The sequence below is a fragment of the Coraliomargarita parva genome (assembly GCF_027257905.1).
GTDB classification, from domain to species: domain Bacteria; phylum Verrucomicrobiota; class Verrucomicrobiia; order Opitutales; family Coraliomargaritaceae; genus Coraliomargarita_A; species Coraliomargarita_A parva.
Genome location: NZ_JAPZEI010000004.1, coordinates 243,612 through 268,113 on the forward strand (window position 1 = coordinate 243,612; position 24,502 = coordinate 268,113).

Consider the following 24,502-nt stretch of genomic DNA (forward strand, 5'->3'; position numbering starts at 1 on the left):
CGACAATCAGCACAGTTACAAGACGACAAGGCCCACAGATTTGACCGCTTGTCCGCCACAATCAGCACAGGCGCATCCGCTCACTTGAAATCCGAATGATCCTCGTAAGGTCCGGGTGTCGAATCCGGTGTTGCCATCGAAGTCAACGGCACCGCAAGCCCGAACGGTCAGATCCGAGCATTCGAGCTTGCGGTTCACTCTGCTATCGAATTCCGCCCAGGATCTCTTGATTGAAGTGGTTCAGGATGCGCTGACAGAAATCCTCCAGAGATACTTCTCCGGACATCAGCTCGGTCATATCCAGGGTGTAAGTAATCCGCTGGGCGGCATCGGACGAATGCGAGTCGAAGAAAGTCGCATTGGCCAGGCGCCGGCCTTCGACAGCGAGGTCATAGCGCTTGCCACCCACAATCTGGGAATCGAACACACCGTTGAGCGAAGCCGCCAGATTCGGATGTCCGTCCAGCGGGAGCACGAGCTTCAATGCGTCGGGCAACCAGTCGAGTCCCCGCCAGACTTCACATCCGATCAATTGCTTGGGCCGTTCGGATTCGGGCAGGCGCAGGATCGCTGCCAGCAGGGCATGAAACACTCCGATATGCGTGGCATGCTTGTCGAAGGGGTTGTGCGTGTAGACGATCTCCGGCTGCGCGGCCTTGAGGATCGCCTCCAGATCATCGATCATGGCGATACGCTGGTCGGCGTTTTTCGCGACGGAACTGGGATGCGCAAGCTGCGCCATAAAGGAATACTGGCCAATGACTGCGGCGGTCCTTTGCTCCTGCACGCGGACCTCTTTCATTTGCTCGTCCGTGAAAGTCGCATACGGGCCCGTGCGTGAACTACCGGCACCATCCGTGCAAGTCACCGCGCCGAACCACCGGTCGGTACGCTGGAAGCATTCGAGAATGCCGTGCAAGGCCATGAATTCTAGATCATCCTGGTGCGCGCCGATCCCCAAATGAGTGGTACGTTCGGGTGTCGTTTCTCCGTTCGGGGAGTCGGGAATGAAAAAGTCGGCTTTCGTGCTCGAGAAGTTCATGATTGGATCATTGGTGTTAAAGTTGGGAGGCTTGCCGCGGCAACCGCCTGCCCATGTCGCTTCATTTTTTCGTCAGGCATGCTGATCGTAAGTTTGTCTGCAAAATTCGGATACTCATCGGCCAGAACACGCTCCGCCTGTTTCTGGATAATTTGCCCCCCTTGACCGGAGCTGACACGGCCGAGAAAGAGCAGATGCTGGAAATCGTAGAAGTCGCAATAATGCGCGATGGTATAACCGAAATAGACGCCGATCGTTTGGTAAATGGCCGCCGCACGCTCATCGCCTTGCTTCATCTTTTCCTGAACAATTTCGAGACGTTCCGGCAACGAAAACTCGCTGGAAATGTTCAGGCCCGAGGGCTCAATGAGCCGGTCCACCGCTTGCTGGGAGAAATATTGAACACCGCAGCCGCGGTCCCCGCTCCATTCGTCAGCGGGCGCATCGCTACGATAATCCACCGGTGCAAATGCCAGTTCGTTCAACCAACCGGTTATGATACCACTCCGGTTGATATAGCCGGCCGCCTCACTGGTCCCCATCGAAATCCCCAGAACGCCATTCTGACCAAGCGACATAGCGCCCGCCAAGGCCGTAACATCGCCGTCGTTATGGACCACAAAGGGCACATCGTCCCACATTTTCTGCAACTCCCGGAACATCGGCCGGATGGTCGACTGGAAGGCATCACCGGGCACGCCACGAAAGAGTGAAGCCACGCGTGGCTCACTGTTCACATAGACACCCGCGGCACTCCCGCCGATCGCATCCACGCGGGGCAAATGCTTTGCCGCACGTTTCAAACTATCCTGAATACCATTGAGGTGATACGAAGGATCGCTCTGGAAATACGGGTCCCATTTGATCTCTTCGGTAAAGACAACTTCGCCGTCGATCAGCGCCGCGCACTTGCGGTCACTTCCCCCCAGATCAAAACCAATACGGCACCCTTGGAGCTCGCGTGTCGAGATGGGGTCCACCGCATCTGTTTTCGGCGACGACTCCAGCTGGGGAGCTGCTTCAATGCGCAGTGTATCCAGAAAACAGGTCTGCCCCATGAACTCATAATCGAAGGCGCGTTCCCCCGCGGCTGAATAGACTTGCTGCAGCTTTGCAACCAACTCCGGTGCCCCATGAATGGACACTTGATTGCCGCCCCAGGCCCAGAGCAGAAATTTGACGATCCGCTCGAGATAGCGAAAGCTCAATGCCTCGTAGCGTGGCTCCGCCGGCAACATGACCGTACGATAGATCCAGTGCTCACCATCCGTGCGACGGAGACACACCGCAACCTGACGCTCCCCGGAACATTCGGCAACCTTCAGACGATAGTGGTCATTCCAAATCTTGGCCGGGACAAACGCGGGGTCCAAGACGGGCTGATGTTTGTATTGTAGTGCTTCCACAACTATTCCGGCTTGTCTGCGTTCCATAACTTAAAGCCTTCAATCGCCTCGTATTCGGCCAAGCCCAAGTCGTCGTAGGTTTCCGCAGTGCTGCGGTTCAACTGGCTCGCCAGATTCCAGGAATCGCTGCCGCTCTTCCGCAGCGTGCTCGGCGACTGGCTGCGCTGTGTCTGGTGCTGGTAGATTCCGCGGATCTTATACTCGAATTCGTCGGGTGACAAAGGCACCGCCATGTCGATTTCGTGGGTATCCCATTCCGCGCCCGGACCGCGATAGAGCCAGATACGGCAGTCCGAGATCCACTCCGAATTGGCACATTCATTCAGCGCGGCGCGCAACACCTCGAAACAAATGGACGTCACAGACAGTGGATCGTGGCCCAAGCCCGTGGCAAAGATCTGATGCGGCTTGAGCTCCTCCAGCAAGTTCACCATCGCGCTGACATCGGCATCGCCCCACTTGAAGCGACGATAGCGCCCCTCCTCATAAAACGGCAAATCAAGGAAACGAACTTGCCCGGCTGGGATCTCCAGAAGACGTGCGGAGGAACGAGCCTCCCCGCGACGGATCAAGCCTTTCACATGACGGATGTCCCGGGTATCTTCACCGAATTGCCCCTTGGCATTCAGTTGTTCTTCGACCGAACGCGCAAAGCCGATATCGTCCTGGTTTTCACGTTCCTGACCGACCTCCATGATCAGCTCGATCGCGCGGCGCACATCCGGATCCGGCACCGCCAGATTGCCGGAAGTCGCGTAAGCCACCGTCACATCATGCCCCTGATTGGCCAGACGATGCATGGTGCCCCCGAGGCAGTAAACGTCGTCCATCGGCTCGGGGCTCAGAATGAGCGAGCGCTTGGGAAATGGATTCGCGCGTTCCGGCCGGCTGCTGTCATCCGCATTCGGCTTGCCGCCCGGCCAACCGGTAATGGTGTGCTGCGTGATGTTAAACAGGTCGATGTTGAGGTTGTAGGCGGAACCTTTTTCGGTCAGCAAATCCGCCATGCCATTTTCCGCATAGTCCTCGTCGGTCAGTTTCAAGAGAGGCTTCTCGACCTTCCCGGCCAGCCAGACGACGGACTTGCGCACCATCTCCGGAGTCCACTCCACCGGACCCACCAGCCAAGGATAGCGCACCCGCGTCAGATGACCGGCCGCCGCCAAGTCGATGCAGAATTCGCAATCGTCATGCTGCTGGAGGAAGCTGGCAGGAATGGAATCCGTCGGCTCGCCTTCAACCGACTCCGCGAGGACCGGCGCTTTCGCCTCGCCCCAGGCCAACAGGTAAAGCTTACGCGCATCGAGAATCGTGCCGACCCCCATCGTGATGGCGTGCCGGGGCACATTCTCTTCTCCAAGGAAGTCGCGTGCCGCATCGCGGCGCGTCAGACTATCCAATGTAACCAGGCGGGTGCGCGTCTGCGCATCGGAGCCGGGCTCGTTAAAACCGATATGCCCCGTGCGACCAATCCCCAGAATCTGAATATCGATCCCACCCGCTGCCCGAATGGCTTCTTCGTAGGTCTGGCAAGAGGTAAAGACATCTTCCCGCTCGACCAAGCCGTCCGGCACATGCGTGTTTTCAAGCTTCAGGTCCACGTGGTCGAACAACTGGTCCTGCATGAACCGGCGGTAGCTCTCCGGATGATCGCCGGACAAGCCGTAGTATTCGTCGAGGTTAAAGGTAATGACGTTCTGGAAGGAAAGCCCCTCCTCCCGGTGCATGCGGATTAACTCGCGATAGAGCCGCACCGGCGTCGATCCCGTCGCCAAACCAAGGACGGTCGCTTTACCGGCCTCATTGCGTGTTCGTATGAGACTCGCGATCTCCGTGGCCACGTGAGAACAGGCGTCCGCCGCATCCGAATAGATGAGGGTTTTGATCCGTTCCTCCTGGGTGTAACTCGAAATTAGATTATCTGCCATAACACCCTATACTAACAGAAACACTTTCGTTTGTATTTGCCTTTTTCGGTATTTTTTTTGACGATTTCGGAAATGAATCCCCCCGCACAACCCGTCTCAGGCTTTCCGGAAACATTAGCTGAACCCACCAGCTACTACCGTGGCATCGAAGCACCGGAACGGCCCCGGGTGAACAACCTGGTCACCTTCCTTCGAAACAACCGGGAGTCCTTACAGCAAAAGAATTTTTATAACCGCTCGCATCACCGGAATGTCCTCATCCTGGTCCTTGAAACCGCAGGCTCCGTGATTGTGGATGGGGCCGAACACCCCTTGAAGCCGGGTCAGGCGTATCTCGTGAGGCCGTTCCAGTTTCACCACTACTTGAATTTGGAAAGCGATCAGCTGCGCTGGCTATTCCTGACTTTCGACTTGGTTCACGGAAGCGAGCTTCTGGATTACCTCAGCCACAGCATTTTGCAGCCTCAGGAGGCCGACCTTCAGATCTGGCGTGATATTGTTCGTTGCGCCAACAGCGAGAATGCTAATGAGCAACAAGAGGCACTCCCCCTCTTGGACACCCTGCTCTACCGCCTGGCAAAATCACATCAGGACAATCCTTCGAACAAGCCCCGGGATTCCTGGATCGCCAAAGTGGAGGGCGCCATAGTCGAGTCCGTCCACCAGGGGTGGACCGTCGATGAGATCGGACGCAAACTGGGCCTAAGCGGGCGGCAACTGCGCACCCGCTTCCAAAACGAGATGGGCATCAGCATCCGGGATTACCGTGCAAACTATCAGCTCAACCGCGCCATCAACCTGCTGCGGGACTCCCAGAATTCCATGAATACGATTGCGGAGCTCTGCGGTTTCAACTCACAAGCCGTTTTCAATCGCTTCATCAAACGCGAAACAGGGTTCTCACCGCTCTCGCTCCGCAAGCGTCTGTAATAAATGGCACTTCACTAAAACTAAAATGCTAGTGTCTGGTTGAAACAATAAGTGTGCTTTCCGTGGCGGGCTCGCTTGCGGACGCTTCGACGTCTGGCCAACCTTCTGCAAGCTTCGGGCGCTCGCAAGCGAGCACGCCACAGGTGGAGCCTTTGCGAAAGTATCCGTCCAACAAGGCACTCGCCTTCTTATCGGTATTATACCCCTAAATGATAGCGGTGCGTGCCCCCACGCACCAAACGATGTTGTCAGTCATCGACACACAGGGCACTCAACACCGCAATGGCGATTGGGGACAATCAGCCGCTACCCAATAATCTATTTATGCCGAGCATATCAGACTCAGGACACTTGAGAATCGACCACTGAATTGCAACAGGGCGTCAGTATACTGCGGACTTTGACCGCGTGTAGGCTTCGCGGTATTCAGTAGCCGAGCGGTCATAAAATTTACGGAAGGCACGACAGAAATTTTCGGTATTGGCGTAACCGCACTCAACGGCAACGACCTTGATCGGAGCATTCGTTGACGCAAGCGCGTGCCCGGCCGCACGCATCCGCTTTTGGATGAGATATTGGTGCGGACTCTCTCCAAGGTGTTCCCGAAAGAGCATGTGCAGGTGGGATACGCTAACGCCTGCGCTCGCCGCAACGTCATCGAGGCTAACAGGCAAGGCGTAGTGCGAATTGATAAAATCCGTCGCGCGCCTTAGCTGGGGATGCAGATGCTGCGTGCTGTCATGCATACGGAACTGTTCCAGCTCGAAACGCAGGCGGCTTAAAACAAGACCGCCGATCACGCCCCGATCCATCGCCGCGTAGTGAAACGCGTGAAGCATCTCGTCGGCAAACTGGTGCATGGCCTTGCGGTCGCTCCAGTAAAACATCCGTGGCCAAGTCGGCGGCTCTTCCCCCGGCCGGCAAGCGAACTCTGCGGTCAGGCAATTGTAATAGCTATCATCCGGCGACTCCGAAACCGTCAACTGACCCTCCCGGTGACAGAAGACGGAACCTTCGGAGTGTAAGACCGGTTCATCTTCAAAGCCATAGACAGCGCCTTCCAGGATGATCTCGAAACGGCAGTGCCGCTTCGAAACTTGAGCAGGCTCGATCGCCCCGCCCATCGGGCTCACGTATAATCCGATGCTCTTAAGCTCTGGAAGGTTTCGCCAGCAATTCATAGTTTTAGTCAATATACAGGTTAAATGCGGCGTGATATAGTCTTTTTTACGAAATATCTGAAAAGATTTAATCAACCCACCCAAGGAGAGCATTTATTATGACACCACAGATCACCGTCCAGCTTTTCAGCGTTCGCGACCAGGCTTCTGCCGATTACGAAGGCACGATCCGCGCCATCGCCGACATGGGTTTCGGCTGCGTCGAACCGGCCGGCTACCCGGGCTCCACGCCCGAAGCAGCAGCCAAGCTTTTCGCCGAACTCGGCCTGAAGGCGCCCACTGCACACATCGGCCTGCCGATCGGCGATGACAAGAACGCCATTATCGAACAGGCACAAATGATGGGGCATAAATATCTCTACACCGGCTGCCCACCCAAGTTCCATGAACACTACGAATCCTTGGACAAGTTGAAGGCCATGACCGAGCTTTATTGTGAAGCCGCTGCCAATGCCGCGCCTTATGGCATACAAGTCGGCTATCACAATCACGACTGGGACCTCGCTCTGGTCGAAGGCCAACGCGGCTATCAGTATTTTCTCGCCAATACACCGGACACCGTCCTTTACGAAGCAGACATCTTCTGGGTCGCCCGCGCGGGTCTCGACCCGGTCGACTTCATCAAGGAAATCGGCGTGCGCGGCAAGGCACTGCACTTCAAGGATGGGATTGTCGATGACAAGGCCGAGTTCACTGAAGCGGAGACTGAAAGTGGAAAAATCATGGTCAGCAATTCGGTGCCCTTCCGCGCCGCCGGCACCGGGCAGGTCGACCTGCTCGCCGCCTACAAGGCCGTCGAAGCAACCGGGCAAACCGAATACATCGCGGTCGAGCTCGACAGTTTCGAAGGCGACATGATGGCAGCCATCAAGACGAGCTACGACTACCTCACCCGCAACAAAATCGCACAAGGCAACAAGTAAGGAATTTCCCATGGCAGACAAAATCGGAATCGGCATCATCGGCTGCGGCAATATCTCGCAAGCCTACTTTAACGGCGCGAAACTCTTCGAAGTGCTCGATGTGGTTGCCTGCGCGGACCTCAACATGGACGTCGCCAAGGCCAAGGCGGAAGAGAACGAGTGCCAGGCGCAGACCGTGGACGAGCTTCTGGCGAACCCGGACGTTCAGCTCGTGATCAACCTGACCATTCCCGCCGTGCACGCAGAGGTTAGCCTCGCAGCACTCAACGCGGGGAAGCACGTGCATTGCGAAAAGCCGCTCGCCGTCAGCCTCGAAGACGCCAAGAAAGTGCTCGAAACCGCCGCAGCCAAGGGCCTGCTCGTCGGCTGTGCGCCGGATACCTTCCTCGGTGGCGGTAGCCAGACCTGCCGCAAACTCGTGGACGACGGCTGGCTCGGAGAGGTCAAGAGCGGCACGGCCTCCTTCATGACCCGCGGCCCGGAAAGCTGGCACCCGAACCCCGGCTTCCTCTACGAAGTCGGCGCCGGCCCGATGTTCGACATGGGCCCCTATTACATCACCACACTGATCAACCTGCTCGGTCCGGTGAAGCGGGTCAGCGCGATGAACACGAAGGCTTTCGAACAGCGCCTGGCGACCAGCAAGGAACAGTTCGGCAAACTGCTCCCGGTCGAAGTGCCCACCCACTACAGCGGCGTGCTCGAATTCCACAGCGGAGCGATCATCAACATGACAGTCTCCTTCGACGTCCCGGCACATGGCCACAGCCCGATCGAAATCTACGGAACCGAAGGCTCGCTCAAGGTTCCGGATCCGAATACTTTCGACGGCCCGGTCTCGATGTGGACCGCATCGACCAAGGAGTGGCAGGAGATGCCTTTCAGCCATCCCTACCGCATGAATTCCCGCAGCATCGGCGCGGCCGACCTCGCCTACGCAATCCTTAGCGACGGCAAGCGCGCCCATCGTGCCAGCGGCGAGCTCGCCTACCACGTATTGGAAGTCATGCACGCCTTCCTGAAATCGTCGGACGCCGGTGCCTGCGTGGCCATCGAATCCTGCCCGCAACAGCCCGAAGCCCTTCCATTGAATCTGGTCGAAGGCCGGCTGTAGAATGGTTTGCGGTGCTCTTTAAAGGAGAGGAGAAGCACGAGTCATTAGCGTGAATGGCACTCCTTTCATGAGCTTTACGGTAATACATCGTGCCGTATGCGGAACTCGTAGTGGCTGCTTCAGCTGCCATCATACGTCTAGAAAGCTACCGCAGCCCCGATGGCGACTAAAGTCGCCACTACGCCATGTAAGCCTTTGTTTGGGAGTCAGAAAACGATATCAATAGATAATCAAGTAGCAGTCCATATGTGTCAGGAAATCAATGCCGAGCCTCGACGAACAAGAGGCTCGGCATTGTATTCCCGATCCCAATACACTTTCTCGAATGAAAAAAATCTCCATTACCGAGTCCTACTTGCAAGGCCATGTCAGCTGCGAGTCGACTGAATCCGGCTTACGGCCTTGGCGTTTGCCTGTTGAGGAGTTGCCGCTGTATGCCACGCATGGCGACCTTTTGGACAAAGCAGGCCGTGCCTCCGGAGTCCGCGTGCGCTTCCGAACCACCAGCCCGGAGCTTGCTTTAGGGGTGAAAATACTCTCAGAGGATGAGCCCGCACCCGCCTTTGACCTCGTCTCCGAAGGCGAGTTGCTCACAACGGTTGCGGCGGACCCGAAAGCCAATGAAGTGCGCTTCACCGGACTGGAGTCCTCCCGGACCTACGAAATCTGGCTGCCTGTCTTTACGCAACTCTGCCTCCAGTCCTTTACTGTGACCGAGGGAAGCAGCGTGGAGCCAGTCTCCGATGACCGGCTTCGCTGGCTCAGCTATGGCAGTTCGATCACACACTGCCGGGCGGCAACGAGTCCCGCACTCACCTGGCCGGCCATTGCGGCCCGTAAGCATGACTTGCACCTGACGAATCTGGGCTATGGTGCCAACTGCCACCTTGAGCCGATGCAAGGACGCCTGATCCGTGACCTGCCGGTGGACATCATCACCCTCAAGCTGGGCATTAACGTTTACGGAATGGCGTCCCTAAACAAGCGGACCTTCGCGGCAGCCGCCATTGGACTGGTCAAATTGATCAGGGAAAAGCATCCCATGACGCCCATCGGGCTGATTACGCCGATTTTCTGCCCCTATGGAGAAGTCAACCCCAATGCGGTTGAGATGACTCTCGAGAACTACCGGGAACAGTTGCGGATTGCCTATCGTGCCCTGAAGGAACAGGGCGACGACAAACTCTTTTTATTCGAAGGACGTGAATTGTTCTGGGAAGAAGACGCGGTCCTACTGCCGGATGATCTCCATCCGAATGGTGAAGGCTACCAGCGCATGGGCGAACGGGCAGCCGAGAAGATCCTTCCAGTGCTTTTACAAGCGCGCTAAGAGCACTCCCAAAAACTGGACATAAGGGATATGGTGCGCGGAATACTTCAGCCCTCGACTAGAGCATTCTGCGTTTAGGTAGACGTGCTGGCTGGGTAGAAATTTGTTTTCCAACAAGGCGGTCGCAGTGCGTGCGGGTCGAGACCCGTGCCGCTGCGACCAACGCCGTTGGAAGGCAAATTTCCCCCAGTCCCAAAGGGATGAGGCTTTTTTCAAAAGTTCGCGGCGTTGCAGAGACAGTCATGCAGCTCGCTGCACTCCTGCCTCTGCGCCTTGCGCTGCTTTTGAAAACCGCACTCACCAGCTACGCCTAACTAAACGCAGAAGGCTCTATGCCTTCGTCCAATCCTCAACCTTCAGTCCCTGAACTCGCTTGAACTCGCGAAGGTTGTTGGTGACCACCGCCATACCCAAAGAAAGCGCGTGGGCGGCGATCATCAAATCCATGGATCCGATGGGCGTTCCTTTCTTTTCCAGTTGTGTGCGAATGACTCCGTAGTATCGAGCGGCAGATTCATCATAGGCGATGATCTCCAGCGGCATGAGGAACTTTTCCAGTGCAGACTGGTTTTTCTTCACCACAGCGCTCTTAGCGACTCCGTATTCCAATTCAGAAACTGTCACGGATGACACACCGATGTCGCCAATGGGTATAGACTGCATTTTCTGCCGAACACACTCCGGCTTGTGATTGATGATGAAAATGCAGGTGTTGGTATCGAGCAGATACTTCATGCGCCAAGAGCTGGACGGTCCTGAACCTCGGGTTGATTACGCTCAGTCATGAAATCTAAGGAGAATTCATCGCAGGCCTCGAACAAGATATCCCACGAATTTGCTTCCGGCATCAAAACCACGGCCTGCCCCACTCGCTTGACAAAGACCTGACGGCCGTCAAAGCGATAGGCTTTGGGCAATCGAACGGCCTGACTACGCCCTGTCTGAAAGAGTTTTGCCGTATCCATGCCATAATAGCTACTTCAAGTAGATACCAATGTCGAGAATAATTCACGAATGTCGTCGGACTCTCTAATGGGCACTTCTGGAATAAGCTTTAACTAAGCGGTCTTGAAGGCCAAATGTCTCTTTCAAACCTCTATCATTAGCTTTTTCGTTCCTGAACTGGCCAGCCACCGTTGCCGGAATTGTTCATGCGCAGCAACAAGCCGACTATTCCGTCGCTGCCGCAGGCTTCACCAAGATCACCCGGCCCATATAGAGATCGGGAGCCGGCTGCTCAGGTTTGCCTGCCGGTGCCATGAAGAGGAAGCATTCCGGGTTAATCTTCGCAGTCCCCAGGTGCACCAGCGTGTAGTTCCCGCCGGCGATCTCTCCAGCCGGCACCTTGACATCCAGAATATTCCGCTTCGAGACACCATCGTGAATTCCGATACTCATACCGGTGCCGGTGTAGCCCGCCAACTCGTCGCAGCGCACCTCGGCATACAGATCCCACTCGCCGGACAACGACTCGGGGAAACGGTATTGCACCGCCCATTGATGGAATTTCCCGAAAAGCCGGACTGCCCCGCCGTAAGGCGCATTGTCCTCGTCGACCAGCTCCGTCCAACGGCCGGCAGCAAACATGCGGATATCCCATGGGCCAACGACCTGCACTTCGGAGGCGGAAGGGAGTCCCTCCGGCAACGGTGCCGACTTCCGCCCCAGCGAGCCTTGCCACATTTTCAGGCGCTCGCGGTAAAAGCTGAACTTTTCACTCTCGGAATAGTGGCGAGTGCCGTATTTTGCCGTTTTGGCCAGAAAGTCGTCGATCGCGGCGCTGATGTCCTGCGGGCCGCGATAATCGGCCGCCTTGGTAATCGGATCCTCGGGGCTGCGTTTCAAATATTCCAGCCAGGCATTGTCCAAAGTGATTCTCGCGATCTCCAAACGGGTGCTCAGGGTCGGATCCCCGGCAACGGCTTCCTGGGCCTGATCGAAGAATTTCGTAGCCTCATTCAGCGCTTCCATCGTCAGCCAAGTCGAGGTATCGCCACGGTCACACTTCAGGATCGCGCCGGACTTTTCGAGCTCGTCGCAGAGGAACATCATATAGGCGTCGAGAGACTCGCCGGCCGCCCCATAGTAGCCAGTGAGGAATTCCCGCCGCAAGGCGTCCGGGTCGGCATCTGGATTCCAGAGCATGTGCGAGACGACCCATGCCCGCATCAGAAGGAAATCACCGGTGACCGAGAGGGAATCCCCCTGGCAGAACATGCCGACGACACTGGCGTTACTGAAGTCGTGAATATTCGTGCCCATGACCCGGTAGTTTGGAAAGGGAACGAGCGATTTACTGAAATTAGTCAGGTAGTCCCAGATGAATAAGCGCGGGGTGATCGCCAGCCATTTGTTCAGGTTCCCGCTGAAACTGCGGTTCTGTTCACCTGTCAGCAACGGCTGTGCGAACGAAGCCTCGATGGAGCACAACTGGACAAGCACATTGTCGCGCGGCTTGGTGATGCGCGGCGGCTTTTCCGTATACTGATAGGCCAACGTAACGATTTTGAAGTCAGGATATTCTTTCTCGATATCCGCAGCCACGGCATTGACGAAGCGTAGGATCGCGCCGGATTCCGCCCCTTCCTCCGCGACCACCTGTCGGCACGCCGGGCATTGGCAGGCATTCCGGTTGTCATTCTGACTGACTCCGATGTATCCCGCCTCCGGGTCTTTGCGGATGCGTTCCAGTGCGACTCTGGTAAATTCTTTCCGCATCTCCTCATTGGTCAGGCACAACTGGCTGTCCTCCTTCAAGCGCTTCCCGCCGCGGAGGCTATACCATTCGGGATGTTCGTCGAAATAGAGGTTTCCGGGCAGGAATTGCTCGAAAGTATGGCACAGTCCGATGATCCGGTAATGACCACCCTGCTCCGAGCCGATGGGCTGCATGTGCCCGTTGAGCTTCAAGCGGGCGGAGAACGGGTTGGTGCGGGCATCGGCGTAGTAGATGTCACGATATTTGATCCGCGGCGTGTAGAAAGTATCCAACTGAGGAAGCAACAAGGACGTATTATGGGGAACGTGCTCCACGTTGGAGGACCACCAGCGAACCCCGCAGGCATCCTCCAGAAAAGTATAGGCAGCGTAGAGGACCGCACGTTCCGACGATCCGGTCAGGATGAGATTCGGTCCCTGGGTATGGAGATAAATCGAATCGTCGTCCGGAGCTCCTAATTCAATTTCATTTGCCTTCAGGAGTTTGTCGACGAAGCGACTCGGCCCCACCGCCAGCACCGGCGGCCAGGACGCGCCCTCACCCACTTGGGCAGTCAACTCGGACTCGGTGCGGGCGGGGAAATTCACGCCGGTGATTTTCCGCAGATAGCCGGCCAGCTCACGACCGGCGGTCGCGACTGCGGGCGCAGGATCGTCCGGCAGCAGGATGACATAGTCGGTCTTCTGCCCTTGAACCAAAGCAAGCGGAGCGTCGGATGCCGGCTCCTGAAGCTGAACCGCCTCCGGTTCCTTCTCGGCGGGCTGGACGGGAGCAGACTCTTCCTCTTGAACCGTAGCGGGAAGGAGCTCGTTTTCTTGCTCTTGAATCAGAGTAGACTCGGCGACGGTATTATCGACTGCGGAATGCGTATTTGTGCTGCAGCTGGCAGAGGTCAACACCATCAGTGTGATGGCAGCCAGAAGGCGCCCGGAAAGTCCGTTGGCTGGTCGTTCCCGATGAGACCGTGTCAAACCGACTGCGGTTTCCGGACAAGCTAGGGACAATACCGACGATCGCTTGCCGGAAAAAATACGTTTATAATCCATTTCTCTAATTCGTTACTAATTTTGACTGTGCCGCCCGAGGACGGCACGATAAGATGACAGGCAAGAAAGCCTGCCACCATTAGTCCTTTTTAATAGTGGAGTCCTAAATGCGGCTAACCCGAGAACACCGCCCCTTGAAGTGGCACGATATAGCTATCTCCAACCCAGGACCAGGAAGTTCTCCTCCCATTCTTCCTTTGAAATAGTGGATGCATCGATACGGTCGACATGACCATCCACATACAGGACGTTGTCTCCCCCCGCATGGCGCTGGGGGAAGGCATTTTCCCAATTGTTTTGATTTTGGTCAAAGTAAACCCGGATTGAATCGGCCATCATCACAATCTTGGCAGGATTGGGACAATTGAAGACTTTCCGATCCGCATAGGCATCGCCAATCGCCCCTCCATGCCAGATGGTATATCCACCGATTCGGGCGTTGTAAGCGTAACTGGTGATGCGGAAGCCCGGCGTGCCATTATTGTCGAAAATTTCCTGCCCGCTACCGAATATCTGCGAGGAGGGGCAGAAATAGCTCCCCGGCATGGCGAAGTCATCGCCAAAACCCGATGGAATTTGATCCGGTCCTCCCACATAGGGCAAGAGGGACTCGAACCACATGATGCGTTGGGCACCAAAGTTCGTGACAAATGATTGTCCCGCCTTCACACAGGGCGTCATCCAACCGTCATGATCGGCGGCATACATGCCGTTGGCCGCACCAAACTGGCGTAGGTTCGACACGCAAGTCGCACTGTTCGCGCTGTCTTTGACCCGCCGGAAGACGGGGAACAACAGCGCGACCAGGACTGCGATGATGCCGATGACGCCGAGCAGTTCAAGCAAAGTGAAGCCAGCTGCCTGACGCACGGCGTCTTTCGGTCGGAAACCCATTATTTCTTCCTTCTAAGGAATACTGCGCCCAGAGCAAGAACGCCGCTCAGAATCGCGAAAGTCGCCGGCTCAGGAATGGCAATGGCTACTGTTTGCACCTCAAAATAGGAATTTGTCCCATTGGCAATGAACAGTCCATCACCTGCATTTGACGCAATATCGCCCTCATTAAGGGAAAACCCAACGTAAAGCACACTACTTGAGCCTACGATGGATAGGTCCTGAAAGGACTGAGCTCCTTGAAACCCGGCTGTTGCAACATTAGAATAATTAAAATTTTCCACAACTGTCCAATTCGTGCCATCCGTGCTATAACGGACATCCAAGTCAAGATTCACTTGTTTTACAATATACAGGTCGGATAGCCCCCATTTAAAACCAGTGATGGCCATATCCTCAGGAACTGTAATTTTCCAAGTAGCAAAAGAAGGATCAGCCGTATTACCGGACCGAATACGGTTACTCGCTTCTGTAATGGCATTACTCTGATCCCAGAGGGCGTAGTCCACATCATCCGTAAAGACTAGACCATGTGTTACCGTAAACGTATCGTCCACAGAGTAGACACCACCGTTAAATTCACTGGCCGTAAAATCTTCGCTCGTTCCCGTCGTCAATGCGGCGTTCGCGACGGAAGCTGCCCCCGCCAAACACGCAGCCAAGGCCATGCACTTCACACCTCGTGTGAGCATACCTTCCGCGATCATTTCCTTTGCCCAAGTTGTATCTGTTTCTGTGTTTTTCATGCCGATCTTCTGCCTTTCTTTGTATGTTTAGGGTTTGATTAGGTGAATGGTTACCTAGCTATTTTGATACTGTCCTAAGTTTTTTCGCTTTAGCCCTAATATGGACTTGTTAACAGGCTAATAGATACTATAAACAGTATCTTAGGATCTTTAGTCAACAAAAAATCGGAAAATGAAGAAAAAAAGACCGAATATTATTTTTGTGTTTGGCGACCAATGGCGGCAGCAAGCCTTGGGCTACACAGGAGACCCGAACGTCCTGACTCCACACTTGGACGCCTTTGCCTCCGAAAGCGTCAACTTCAGCCATGCGGTGGCGGGCTGCCCGGTCTGCACCCCCGCGAGGGCCTGTTTCTTAACGGGTCAGCGCCCCCTCACCCACGGCTTATTTGTGAACGACGTCCCACTCCACCCCAAAGGCACCAGTATTGCCGAAGCTTTTGCCAGCGGCGGCTACGACACCGCCTATATCGGCAAATGGCACGTCAATGCCGGAGGGCGCACACGCTACATCCCCAAGGAACGCCGTTTAGGCTTCGACTACTGGAAGGTGCTGGAGTGCACGCACGACTACAACCATTCGGCCTACTACGCCAATGACTCGGAAGAGATGCTCTACTGGGAGGGTTACGACGCCGAAGCCCAGACCGCGGACGCAGAAGCCTATATCCGCGACCATGCGGAGAGCGAAGCGCCCTTCTTTATGATGCTCTCCTGGGGCCCTCCGCACGCTCCCTATGAAACGGCGCCCGAGCGCTACAAGGCGCTCTACACGCCCGATAGCATCAAACTGCGCCCCAACGTCCCGGAACAAGCCGCTCCTGAAGCTCGTGAATGGCTGGCAGGTTATTATGCCCACTGCTCGGCCCTGGATGACTGCATGGCCAGTCTCCTTCGAACCCTGGATGCCTGTGGAATCGCCGAAGACACGATCGTGCTCTTTACCTCCGACCACGGCGACATGCTGGGCTCCCATGGCCGCACGAAGAAGCAACAACCCTGGGACGAATCCATCCGCGTGCCCTTCCTGCTGCGCTATCCGAATCTAGAGGGATGGCAGCCGCGCGAAACCGATGCGCTGATCAATACCCAGGATGTCATGCCCACCCTGCTCGGTCTGTGTGGCCTGCCGGTTCCCGAGTGCGTTGAAGGCGTCGACTTCTCCGGACACATCAGGGGAGGTGACAATCCCGACGGCGACGCGGTCCTGCTCACCTGTCCCCACCCCTTCGGCCAATGGTCCTCCACCCACCACGACGGGAGGGAATATCGCGGTCTCCGCACCCGCCGCTACACCTATGTGCGTGATCTCTCGGGCCCCTGGCTTCTTTACGACAACGAAACCGACCCCTTCCAACTACAGAACCAGATCGCCAACCCTGATTTTGCGGCCATTCGAGCGGAGCTGGAGGCCGCCTTGCAGAGGAAACTTGAGGCCGAGAACGACCAATTCCTGCCGGGAATGGAATACATTGAGCAATGGGGATATATACTGGACAAGGAGAACTTAACCGTGCCCTACGAGGACTGAGTGTCTTGTTACTTTTGTGTGTATATGATTATATTGACATATTGAATATACCGAGATAAGCACTATTTATAACACCATGAGCGTATTAAGCATTCCGAAATATACCCGCGCGAAGCAAAAGATGCTGAGCTACATCGGTAAAGAAGGCCTTGACGTGGGCGACAAGCTCCCCCCCGAAAAGGAACTATCGGAAATGTTTGATGTGAGCATGATCACCCTCCGACGGGCTCTGCTGGAACTGAGCGAGGAAGGAGTCATTGAACGACTCCAGGGCCGGGGAACCTTTGTCCAATCACGCATCTCCAATGGGGAGAAACTGGGAGCAATCGGCTTTCTTGCGGTGGACCAGTGGAGCTATCCGTCGCCCACGCAACTGGAGGTGCTCCGCAAACTGCTCTACAAGCGCGGCTACAAGATGCGCTATTTTGTGGCGAAAAAGACACCGGACAGCGCGATTTTAGAGGAACTGGCCAATCTGCGCGGCGTATTTATCAGCGGCTGGGTGAATGACGAGTGGCTCAAATGCCTCGATAACTATGGCGTGCCGGTCGTGGTCATCGGCGAGTATGCACTGACCCGCGAGACCAATTCGGTCCATTACGACTGGAAGCAAGCCGGTAAGGTCATGGCTGAGCACTTTGCCGGACAAGGCCTGCGCAAACTCGGACTGGTTTGCTCCGAACCGAGCTTTTATCCGGGGCAGCAGATTCACAAGGGTTTCATGGAAACCTGCCAGACCCATGCTCTTGACGTGCGTGATTCCGACGTCGTCTGGCCGATCGTGGGGCAGGAAGAGACGATGATCATGAACTTCCTCTCGGCCAACCAGGAAAAATACGACGCACTGGTGGTGCAGGAAGGCAATTATTCGCACCTGTTGGCATGCCTGTGGGAGTGCGATTACATGCCCAAGCTGAAGATCGGCGTCGTGGGCGAAGAGGAGCGGATCAGTTCCCGCCTCTCACGCATCGTCGGCACCGAGTTCAGCACATCCGTCACGGAAGAAGCGGTAGAACTCTTCTTCTCACTGCTCGATCAGAAAGTTCCTCGCTATCGGGAAATCCGGATTAAGCCCGTCATCCGACAGCATTCCGCGACAATCCAACTTTCTTCCGAGGCGCCCGCCCTCTCCTGAAGCACACTTGCCGGACAGATTGAACCGTCAATTTACGTAAATTAACGTTAATTAACGGTTTACAAAACTCATTTCGCCAAGTTCTACTTGGTTAAGTGGCCTAAGCTGGTGAAAAATGGTAGCGCTGGTGCGTCCTGAATGGCTTAGCTCAAGATTCTTATCGTAGTGGCGACTTCAGTCGCCATCGAGCCGAGGTGGCTTAGGATGCTGAATATGGCAGCTAAAGCAGCCACTACGAGCGACGCTTTGTTGCGACAGGAATCCTTAAAATTGCCCTTAAAGTAATGCGCACCGGGGACCCGTCTTCGCCTGAGGGCTACGCCGAGGCACGCGGGAATGGCACTACTTTAAGCTTCTTATCGTAGTGGCGACTTCAGTCGCCATCGACCCGGCCCGGCTTAGGATGCTGAATATGGCAGCTAAAGCAGCCACTACGAGCGACGCTTTGTTGCAATAGGAACCCTTCAATTTGTCCTTAAAGTAGTGCCATTCGAGGCACGCGGTGCTGCGCTACCTAAAAAATCAATCTAACTAAGATTCGCCGAGAGCAAAGCCGTCTCCAGCCTTCGCGTTCTCCGCGCACTCGAGCGCAGCGGGCGGGTTACTCTCCTAATTGCTTCTTGAGCTTCTTGAGTTCCTCGTCGTCGTGCTTCTTTTCGAGCGCCTCTTCCAGGGCATGCTCTTCGATGTGCGCTTCCTCGATCGTAACGTGATCGGTTTGCTCGACCAAGGCCACATCGTCGGCGCTGACGCCATCCATAACGCGCCCATCATCGAGGATATTGCTGTCCTGACCTTCCAGGTCCTTGAACATTCTCAGCATGTCGCGGATCCCCCCCCAGGTGAACCAGAAAGTCGAAACCACACCGATGGCACCAGAGACCACAATCGTCGTGATGAAATACCAAGTGCCCCACCACTCTTTCGGCCAGGGTGAGATGTTGTTCCAGATCACGATGGCGACAAAACTACCGAAGCCCCAGACAAAGGAATAGATAAAGACTGAACGTGCGATGATCCGGTCGCCCCGCGTATACTGCGAGTTGATACCGATCAGCTTGTTGAGTGCCCCACGCAGAGTCAGCTTTTCGCGCTCCACGACTTTGCCTTCACGGTGATACTTCCCGCGGTGCAACAATCGATCCATGTTGTGCGGCGTCTTGCAGGTCAGCAGGGAAACAACAATATAGCCGGCAATCCCCAGAACCATGGCGAAGAAATACATCTCCTGAGAGTTGATCGGGAACTTGGTCGGCGACATCTCCCAGACGATGTAGGGCTGGAACGGTCCCGAAAGTTTCGTAAGCCAGACCGCCACGGTGCCGACCAGCTCGCGCGACTCCAGCCACGGGTAGATGCCGGTTTCCCATGTCTTCTGGCAAATGATCCCGGCGACCGCGAGCGTGGAGCCCGTAATCAGCGCGGTAAAGGCACCGGCAGAAGTGCCACGTTTCCAATAGAGCCCGCCCACGATACAAGGCCCCGCCCCACCGAGCCAAATCATACCGGTAATCGCGAAGAACATCACGATGAAGTCGATCTGACTGAAGAAGGCGGAGAACAGGAAGGCGAACAGCGCCACCAGCGCGATGATGATCCGCAGGAGGTTGAGGTGCTGTCGAGGCGTTAAGGGCTTACGACGAAGCGGCAGGATGACGTCCTGCACAATGATACCGCCCCAGCTGTGGAGATAGGTCGTATCCGTCGAGATCAGCATGAAAACGCAGAGTGCACAAAAGACACCGGCCACGCCAATGGGGAGAATCGACTTGAGGGCCATCGGCACGCGCATCTGGCCGAAGATGGTGGCAAAGGTCTGACCGGACACCGCCTCACCGGTCGCCTCACCGCTGCCGCGCAGCGCCTTGACACCGACATCCTTGACCAAGTCCAAATTCGCCTGCACGGGCTCGCCGGCAGGCACCTGCGAATCAGAGCTAGATTCAACTGCTTCGACCAACCCCCAACGAACCTTGGAAGCATGAATCTCGGCGGCACGTTCCGCATTCTTTTGATCGGCCAGTGCAATGTATTCGACCATCTCGGGCGACATTTCCCCCGTGGCCAAATAAGCGTCAAAATCTTCCCGCACGCCACCAGGATCGCTCTGCAGGGTCACATCTGCCATCGCCTTGGCGGCCAGCTCATTGCGGCAGGCTGCGGCCTCATCGGCATGCCGATCCCCATTCAGGAAGGCATAGGCGCACACGGCCAGGAGGATATACATCATGGTCGAAAATCCGGAGCGCCACATACCCAGCACGCCCCCCATCTTCTGCTCATGCGCATCACGGGCGGCGGAGTTGTAGCCCTGCGTGCCCGACCAGGCCATCCGGTTGAAGATCTGGGCAAAAATGCCGACCGCGACGTAAAAGAGGTTAAAGTCTCTCAACTTCGCAATATCGAAGGGGTTGAGAAAGCTCGTGCCATCCGGACGGTTCAGCAGCGGCGGCACAATGTCGTTGAACCATGAAAATTGCGTAAGGAGATAGATCACGACGATGGCATACATCGGATAGCTGAGGATGCCTTGCACGCAGTCCGTGGTCATGATCGTAATCTGCCCGCCGATCGTCGCCACAAACACGGCCACCGATAGGAAGATCGCCATGATCAGCATAAAGGTGGGGATTTCCCATCCGCCCAGCGAAACGATCAGCGGCAGGTCGCAGAAATAGACGAGAAAGCGGGCACCGACCGCAGGAAAGATCGCATAATTGATCACACCGGAGAGGGCCTGCAGGAACCCGGCGAAGATGCGGAACGACTTGTTGTAGCGCATCTCGAAGAACTGCCCCATCGTCATGGCCCGCGACTCGCGGTAGCGGTAGGTGCAGTAGCCGGTCAGCAGGAAGATCATACTCAAGGGCGCGGCGATCGCATTCCAGAAGCTGTAGGCCAGCCCGGAGCTATAATACATCTCGAACATGGCCACCAGACTGATCAGCCCCATCGCGGCCTCGCCACCGGCGACGGCCACCACATACCGCCCCGCCACGCGCCCCGCCGACAGGAAGTCGGAGACACCCTTCACGAAACGTTGCGAGTAGAACCCGATAACTGCCACCAACAACAGGGGGCAAAGTGCAATCAGCCAATCAATCCAGTGCATAATACTTTATTTCGATTCCAGACCCTTCGAAAACACTAGATCCGTGTAGCCTTCATAGTAGTGAAATCCGTTGCGCGGTGACTCGGGCATCGACATCAGCAACAGGGGCTGCTCGAAATGCTTCGAGAAATCGTAACGACCAAAATTAAACGTCCACGTCACGCTATCAGCGGGAACAGTGGCCCCCTCGAAAGCGGTCAAAGGAATCGCCATCTCGATGGTGAAACTGCGATCCTCGTCGCTTAGGTCTCCGTCCGTGCCGTCGACCGACGTGGCGACATGAGCCCCGGAGGACCAGGTTTTGAAGCGATTGGCACCACCTGCCCCGCGGCTGGGATAGCGCGCATCAAACAAGGTGCCGTTCGGTGCGACAACAAACTCGTAATAGACCGGCTTGTCACCATCCGGCTTCACAAAAAACTCGCCGACGTCCCCCAGCCAAAGATCACTGTCCGGCTCATCGGAATAGGACCAGATATCGGTATCCGTGCAAACGATGGATACATACAGGTAGTCCGCATCCCACAGGACCCGCGCCTCCGTCGCCGACAGCTCGGTGGCATCAGCCGGGAGGAAGGCATAGAATGTCGTGATCGGTTCGGCCAGATCCCACGCAGCTTCGTCAATCCGTCCGTCAATCACGACCGGGCTGCCGGCTGTCTGGCATCGATAAGGAGGACTTTCCACCGTGGCCGCTGCAAGCGGCTGACGGGAACAGCCGACCGCCATCAACGACAGCGCTGCCAAGCCAATCATGTATTCAAATTTGCTCATCTTCTGCATCTGCGCCGCGAGTGGTAATAAACGGTGCCAGTTGAATTCTAGCGAGCCGCAATTCGGAAACCGATCCCCTTCTCGTCATCAGTGGAGGTAATCTCAATTGCGAGGACATTATTCAGCCAGGGACCACCATGGATATAGCTCCCACCGGCCCGGAACAGGGTGCCGGCATCCGTCGCACTCTGGCTCATTTCCAGCACTTCCCAAGCATTCCCCGCCATATCGAGACAGCCGTATGGGCTCTTCGTATTCGGGAAGGAGCCAACATCGATCGTCCCGGTGGTTTCATAGTTGGCCGAATTGACAGCCGAGGGATCCCCGTCACCATCCTTCAGCGGCTTGGCATTGGAAGAGGTCGGGAACACGAAATAACCACGGCCATCATACATCGCTGCCTTTACCCACTCATCCACAGTCGGCAAAAAATACTTCGCGTCTTTGTGGCGCCATTTATTCTTGGTCCCGTCCCCATTATCAAACTGGTCGGCCCCATTCCAGGGCAGAACGGGCCCTCCGAATTTAACGATGTTATAAACGCCGCCGTTGAGCAAAGAAGAGGGATCGGTCGAACAGCCCGAGTTCAGCCAGTTGACGTAATACATCATCCAGTAACCGGAGTAGCCGTCGATGGGTGTGTTTCCGGAAATCGCGGGATCCCCTAAGACCTTGAGCATCGCACTGAACTGCGCCCGGGTCACCTCAGTCACTCCCATGCGGTAAGCGTAAGGCACGGCCCCCTTACCGGTGAGCGTGTTACTTTCATTCCGGTTCGACTCGTTACCCGGATTGCGAACATCCACGAACTTGATTTCGAACGTATTGGCCCCTCCGGGCGTCGGCACAAAGGTATCCGCCTGAACTCTAGACACCAATAGACCCGTTAGCAGCGCAAGCGCGCACACAAATTTCATTTTCATCATAAAACCTTTGTTAGAGAGTAATCATCATTAAAATATAATGATAGTATTTATCATCCGAGAGGGTCAAGGACATTGTGCCGCCCTCAAAGCCTAAAAAAGAGGAGTTCAACCGTTAATTAACGTTAATTGACGGTTCAAGAAAAAGCCGGCATCAGATGCCTAACCGAGGAGACAACTGTCAAGCCGACGCCCTGCCCCATTTGCCGGTCGCCTCGTCATATTGACGGATCACTTTGGCCGGTGCCCCGCCGACCACCGCGTAGGGAGGCACATCCTTGGTCACCACGGCATTGCTGCCGATCACGCTGTGGCGGCCGATGGTAACGCCGGGAAGGATGCAGGCGTTTTCGCCGATCCAGACTTCGTCCTCAATCACGACGGGGCGGTGCGTCAGCGGCTGCTCGAAAACCGGCAGATCTATGTTTTCAAAGCCGTGCAGGTTATCGGAGATATAGACTTTGTCCGCGATCAGCACATTTTTGCCGATCTTCATTTGCCCGACGACCATGATGTGACTGTGATAGCCGATCATGGTACCGTCGCCGATCTCCAGGCGCGGCGTAAAGCTTTGTCCGCTGGGCGGATATCCGGCAAAACAGTCAATCCACGCATCCGCACCGATGAACACCCGGTCGCCAAGATGGATACTGCCGGGGTTTGTGCAGCGCATCGTGGCCTGCACGGTGCATCCCTGCCCGAAGGAACCAAAGCCACCACGGACCAGTTGTGTATAGATCCGGTTTTTCTGACCGAGATACCAATTTTGAATTTTTAAGAAGTTCATATTAAAATATCAAAGCATGCCACGAAGGGCCCTGGAGGTTTCCACGGGGTTCCCAAGGGCCAGCAGTTCGTCAAATGTTTCACGGTTGGCCTCCAGAATAGCATCGAACTTCACCAGCCACTCGATGCTCTCGCCGATCGCGCCGACCGCGTCCTCACGATAGGGATACTGGTCCATTGAGATCCAGCCGTCATAGCCGCAGCGGTCGAGCCAGTAGAGCAGCTCCAGATAGACGGTCGTGTGGACCGAGCCCACGATCATGTCGTCATCCCAGGACCGGTAATTGTCGTTGAAGTGCATGTGAAAGAGCCGGTTCCCGGCCCGCCGCGCGAGCACAACCGCCTCGGCCGGATTTTCACCCGCCACAAAGGAATGGCCGACATCCATCGTCACGCCCACGTTGGAGCAAGCCGTTTCCTGAGCCATCAGGATGGTGTCCGCCATGCGAGCCAGATAGCAATGTGTGCGCGGCTCCTTGGGCTTGTATTCAAGCGCAAAGCGAAGCGTGGGATAGGCCGTGGCGAGCTCTGCGATCGCTTGGCAGGCCAACTCGCGTTCCTTCTCGTAGTCGGTGGACAGCAGGTAATCGTAGCCGTCCTGCCCGGGCCACAGGTTCAGCATTTCACAGCCGAGATCGAGCGCGATGTCGCACATGCGCCGGGTTTCGTCGATGGCCAGCTGCCGGCTTTTGCCGTCAGGGTTGGAATAGGCGCCCTTGGCAAATTCCGGCTTCGAAAACAGGTCGGGTATGATCGACACACAGGCAAGTCCGAGATCGGACAACATCCGCTTCATTTCGGCGGCGTTGTCCGGGCGGATATCCCAGGTGCCGACCAGCTCGATCCCGCTGACGTGTGGAATTTCCGCCGCGGCTTGGAGCATCTCCAGCGCGGGCGGGTTGTTTTTATACTGGCTGCAAAAACGGTCGCAGGTATTGCCGAGGTTGCCTAGAATGACGGAGTAACGTCGCTTTTTCATGGG

General features: G+C 56.0%; 20 protein-coding genes. 6 read left to right on the forward strand and 14 right to left on the reverse strand.

Going from position 1 to position 24,502, the window contains the following annotated elements; all coding sequences use genetic code 11:
- Positions 1–202: 202 nt before the first annotated feature.
- Genes O2597_RS07420 through nagB form a run of 3 tightly spaced genes read right to left on the reverse strand, consistent with a single transcriptional unit; the run spans position 203 to position 4,376 of the window.
- Positions 203–1,042, reverse strand: a complete 840-nt coding sequence (locus O2597_RS07420; RefSeq protein WP_269523684.1) for a PIG-L deacetylase family protein — start codon at positions 1,040–1,042, stop codon at positions 203–205.
- Positions 1,039–2,475, reverse strand: coding sequence for an ROK family protein (locus tag O2597_RS07425; RefSeq protein ID WP_269523685.1), 1,437 nt, complete (start codon positions 2,473–2,475; stop codon positions 1,039–1,041). The genes O2597_RS07420 and O2597_RS07425 overlap by 4 nt, the downstream gene beginning before the upstream one ends.
- Positions 2,451–4,376, reverse strand: a complete 1,926-nt coding sequence (nagB, locus tag O2597_RS07430) for a glucosamine-6-phosphate deaminase (RefSeq protein ID WP_269523686.1) — start codon at positions 4,374–4,376, stop codon at positions 2,451–2,453. The genes O2597_RS07425 and nagB overlap by 25 nt, the downstream gene beginning before the upstream one ends.
- A 72-nt stretch (positions 4,377–4,448) precedes the next feature.
- On the opposite strand from nagB, the gene O2597_RS07435 reads away from it, so the two are divergent.
- Complete coding sequence (locus O2597_RS07435; RefSeq protein ID WP_269523687.1) at positions 4,449–5,306, forward strand: helix-turn-helix transcriptional regulator; 858 nt, start codon at positions 4,449–4,451, stop codon at positions 5,304–5,306.
- 383 nt (positions 5,307–5,689) lie between these two features.
- On the opposite strand, the gene O2597_RS07440 is transcribed toward O2597_RS07435, so the two are convergent.
- Positions 5,690–6,487, reverse strand: coding sequence for a helix-turn-helix domain-containing protein (locus tag O2597_RS07440; RefSeq protein WP_269523688.1), 798 nt, complete (start codon positions 6,485–6,487; stop codon positions 5,690–5,692).
- A gap of 98 nt (positions 6,488–6,585) precedes the next feature.
- On the opposite strand from O2597_RS07440, the gene O2597_RS07445 reads away from it, so the two are divergent.
- From O2597_RS07445 to O2597_RS07455, 3 genes are all read left to right on the forward strand, one after another.
- A complete protein-coding gene (locus tag O2597_RS07445; protein ID WP_269523690.1) occupies positions 6,586–7,410 on the forward strand; it encodes a sugar phosphate isomerase/epimerase family protein in 825 nt (274 codons plus the stop codon).
- Positions 7,411–7,420: 10 nt separating this feature from the next.
- On the forward strand, positions 7,421–8,524 hold the full coding sequence (locus O2597_RS07450) for a Gfo/Idh/MocA family protein (protein WP_269523691.1): 1,104 nt from the start codon (positions 7,421–7,423) through the stop codon (positions 8,522–8,524).
- Between the two features lie 325 nt (positions 8,525–8,849).
- The gene (locus O2597_RS07455) at positions 8,850–9,854 is read left to right on the forward strand and encodes an SGNH/GDSL hydrolase family protein (RefSeq protein ID WP_269523693.1); all 1,005 of its coding nucleotides are present in this window, start codon (positions 8,850–8,852) and stop codon (positions 9,852–9,854) included.
- A 330-nt stretch (positions 9,855–10,184) separates the two neighbouring features.
- Here the strand turns inward: O2597_RS07455 and vapC are convergent, their stop codons facing one another.
- The 5 genes from vapC to O2597_RS07480 all read right to left on the reverse strand — a co-directional run bounded on the left by vapC (position 10,185) and on the right by O2597_RS07480 (position 15,259).
- Complete coding sequence (gene vapC, locus O2597_RS07460; RefSeq protein WP_269523694.1) at positions 10,185–10,589, reverse strand: type II toxin-antitoxin system tRNA(fMet)-specific endonuclease VapC; 405 nt, start codon at positions 10,587–10,589, stop codon at positions 10,185–10,187.
- Positions 10,586–10,819: a type II toxin-antitoxin system antitoxin VapB gene (gene vapB / locus O2597_RS07465; protein WP_269523695.1), complete on the reverse strand. Its 234-nt coding sequence runs from the start codon at positions 10,817–10,819 to the stop codon at positions 10,586–10,588. Before vapB ends, vapC begins: the two co-directional genes overlap by 4 nt.
- A 205-nt stretch (positions 10,820–11,024) precedes the next feature.
- A complete protein-coding gene (locus O2597_RS07470; protein ID WP_269523697.1) occupies positions 11,025–13,619 on the reverse strand; it encodes a DUF4838 domain-containing protein in 2,595 nt (864 codons plus the stop codon).
- A 153-nt stretch (positions 13,620–13,772) separates the two neighbouring features.
- Positions 13,773–14,513: a type II secretion system protein gene (locus O2597_RS07475; RefSeq protein WP_269523698.1), complete on the reverse strand. Its 741-nt coding sequence runs from the start codon at positions 14,511–14,513 to the stop codon at positions 13,773–13,775.
- Positions 14,513–15,259 carry a PEP-CTERM sorting domain-containing protein gene (locus tag O2597_RS07480; protein ID WP_269523700.1) on the reverse strand — a complete coding sequence of 249 codons (747 nt, stop codon included), beginning with the start codon at positions 15,257–15,259 and terminating at the stop codon, positions 14,513–14,515. The genes O2597_RS07475 and O2597_RS07480 overlap by 1 nt, the downstream gene beginning before the upstream one ends.
- Positions 15,260–15,431: 172 nt before the next feature.
- Here O2597_RS07480 and O2597_RS07485 point away from each other — a divergent pair, with 172 nt between their 5' ends.
- Together O2597_RS07485 and O2597_RS07490 are read left to right on the forward strand one after the other, a co-directional pair.
- A complete protein-coding gene (locus O2597_RS07485) occupies positions 15,432–16,790 on the forward strand; it encodes a sulfatase family protein (RefSeq protein ID WP_269523702.1) in 1,359 nt (452 codons plus the stop codon).
- Between the two features lie 76 nt (positions 16,791–16,866).
- Positions 16,867–17,925, forward strand: coding sequence for a GntR family transcriptional regulator (locus O2597_RS07490; protein WP_269523704.1), 1,059 nt, complete (start codon positions 16,867–16,869; stop codon positions 17,923–17,925).
- A gap of 601 nt (positions 17,926–18,526) precedes the next feature.
- Here the strand turns inward: O2597_RS07490 and O2597_RS07495 are convergent.
- The 5 genes from O2597_RS07495 to O2597_RS07515 all read right to left on the reverse strand — a co-directional run bounded on the left by O2597_RS07495 (position 18,527) and on the right by O2597_RS07515 (position 24,499).
- The gene (locus tag O2597_RS07495; RefSeq protein WP_269523706.1) at positions 18,527–21,037 is read right to left on the reverse strand and encodes a sodium:solute symporter family protein; all 2,511 of its coding nucleotides are present in this window, start codon (positions 21,035–21,037) and stop codon (positions 18,527–18,529) included.
- Between the two features lie 6 nt (positions 21,038–21,043).
- On the reverse strand, positions 21,044–21,811 hold the full coding sequence (locus O2597_RS07500) for a carbohydrate-binding family 9-like protein (RefSeq protein ID WP_269523708.1): 768 nt from the start codon (positions 21,809–21,811) through the stop codon (positions 21,044–21,046).
- 47 nt (positions 21,812–21,858) lie between these two features.
- Positions 21,859–22,686 carry an SUMF1/EgtB/PvdO family nonheme iron enzyme gene (locus O2597_RS07505; RefSeq protein WP_269523710.1) on the reverse strand — a complete coding sequence of 276 codons (828 nt, stop codon included), beginning with the start codon at positions 22,684–22,686 and terminating at the stop codon, positions 21,859–21,861.
- A 229-nt stretch (positions 22,687–22,915) separates the two neighbouring features.
- Positions 22,916–23,521: an acyltransferase gene (locus O2597_RS07510; protein WP_269523712.1), complete on the reverse strand. Its 606-nt coding sequence runs from the start codon at positions 23,519–23,521 to the stop codon at positions 22,916–22,918.
- Positions 23,522–23,530: 9 nt separating this feature from the next.
- Positions 23,531–24,499, reverse strand: coding sequence for a sugar phosphate isomerase/epimerase family protein (locus tag O2597_RS07515; protein WP_269523714.1), 969 nt, complete (start codon positions 24,497–24,499; stop codon positions 23,531–23,533).
- Positions 24,500–24,502 lie beyond the last annotated feature (3 nt).

Bases quoted from the DNA above. Each gene is read 5' to 3' on its own strand.
- O2597_RS07475 (WP_269523698.1), bottom strand. From the start codon at position 14,513: ATGGGTTTCCGACCGAAAGACGCCGTGCGTCAGGCAGCTGGCTTCACT.
- O2597_RS07440 (WP_269523688.1), bottom strand. From the start codon at position 6,487: ATGAATTGCTGGCGAAACCTTCCAGAGCTTAAGAGCATCGGATTATAC.
- O2597_RS07450 (WP_269523691.1), top strand. From the start codon at position 7,421: ATGGCAGACAAAATCGGAATCGGCATCATCGGCTGCGGCAATATCTCG.
- O2597_RS07485 (WP_269523702.1), top strand. From the start codon at position 15,432: ATGAAGAAAAAAAGACCGAATATTATTTTTGTGTTTGGCGACCAATGG.
- O2597_RS07425 (WP_269523685.1), bottom strand. From the start codon at position 2,475: ATGGAACGCAGACAAGCCGGAATAGTTGTGGAAGCACTACAATACAAA.
- O2597_RS07500 (WP_269523708.1), bottom strand. From the start codon at position 21,811: ATGAGCAAATTTGAATACATGATTGGCTTGGCAGCGCTGTCGTTGATG.
- O2597_RS07470 (WP_269523697.1), bottom strand. From the start codon at position 13,619: ATGGATTATAAACGTATTTTTTCCGGCAAGCGATCGTCGGTATTGTCC.
- O2597_RS07480 (WP_269523700.1), bottom strand. From the start codon at position 15,259: ATGAAAAACACAGAAACAGATACAACTTGGGCAAAGGAAATGATCGCG.
- O2597_RS07510 (WP_269523712.1), bottom strand. From the start codon at position 23,521: ATGAACTTCTTAAAAATTCAAAATTGGTATCTCGGTCAGAAAAACCGG.
- nagB (WP_269523686.1), bottom strand. From the start codon at position 4,376: ATGGCAGATAATCTAATTTCGAGTTACACCCAGGAGGAACGGATCAAA.
- O2597_RS07435 (WP_269523687.1), top strand. From the start codon at position 4,449: ATGAATCCCCCCGCACAACCCGTCTCAGGCTTTCCGGAAACATTAGCT.
- O2597_RS07495 (WP_269523706.1), bottom strand. From the start codon at position 21,037: ATGCACTGGATTGATTGGCTGATTGCACTTTGCCCCCTGTTGTTGGTG.
- O2597_RS07455 (WP_269523693.1), top strand. From the start codon at position 8,850: ATGAAAAAAATCTCCATTACCGAGTCCTACTTGCAAGGCCATGTCAGC.
- vapC (WP_269523694.1), bottom strand. From the start codon at position 10,589: ATGAAGTATCTGCTCGATACCAACACCTGCATTTTCATCATCAATCAC.
- O2597_RS07420 (WP_269523684.1), bottom strand. From the start codon at position 1,042: ATGAACTTCTCGAGCACGAAAGCCGACTTTTTCATTCCCGACTCCCCG.
- O2597_RS07445 (WP_269523690.1), top strand. From the start codon at position 6,586: ATGACACCACAGATCACCGTCCAGCTTTTCAGCGTTCGCGACCAGGCT.
- O2597_RS07490 (WP_269523704.1), top strand. From the start codon at position 16,867: ATGAGCGTATTAAGCATTCCGAAATATACCCGCGCGAAGCAAAAGATG.
- vapB (WP_269523695.1), bottom strand. From the start codon at position 10,819: ATGGATACGGCAAAACTCTTTCAGACAGGGCGTAGTCAGGCCGTTCGA.
- O2597_RS07515 (WP_269523714.1), bottom strand. From the start codon at position 24,499: ATGAAAAAGCGACGTTACTCCGTCATTCTAGGCAACCTCGGCAATACC.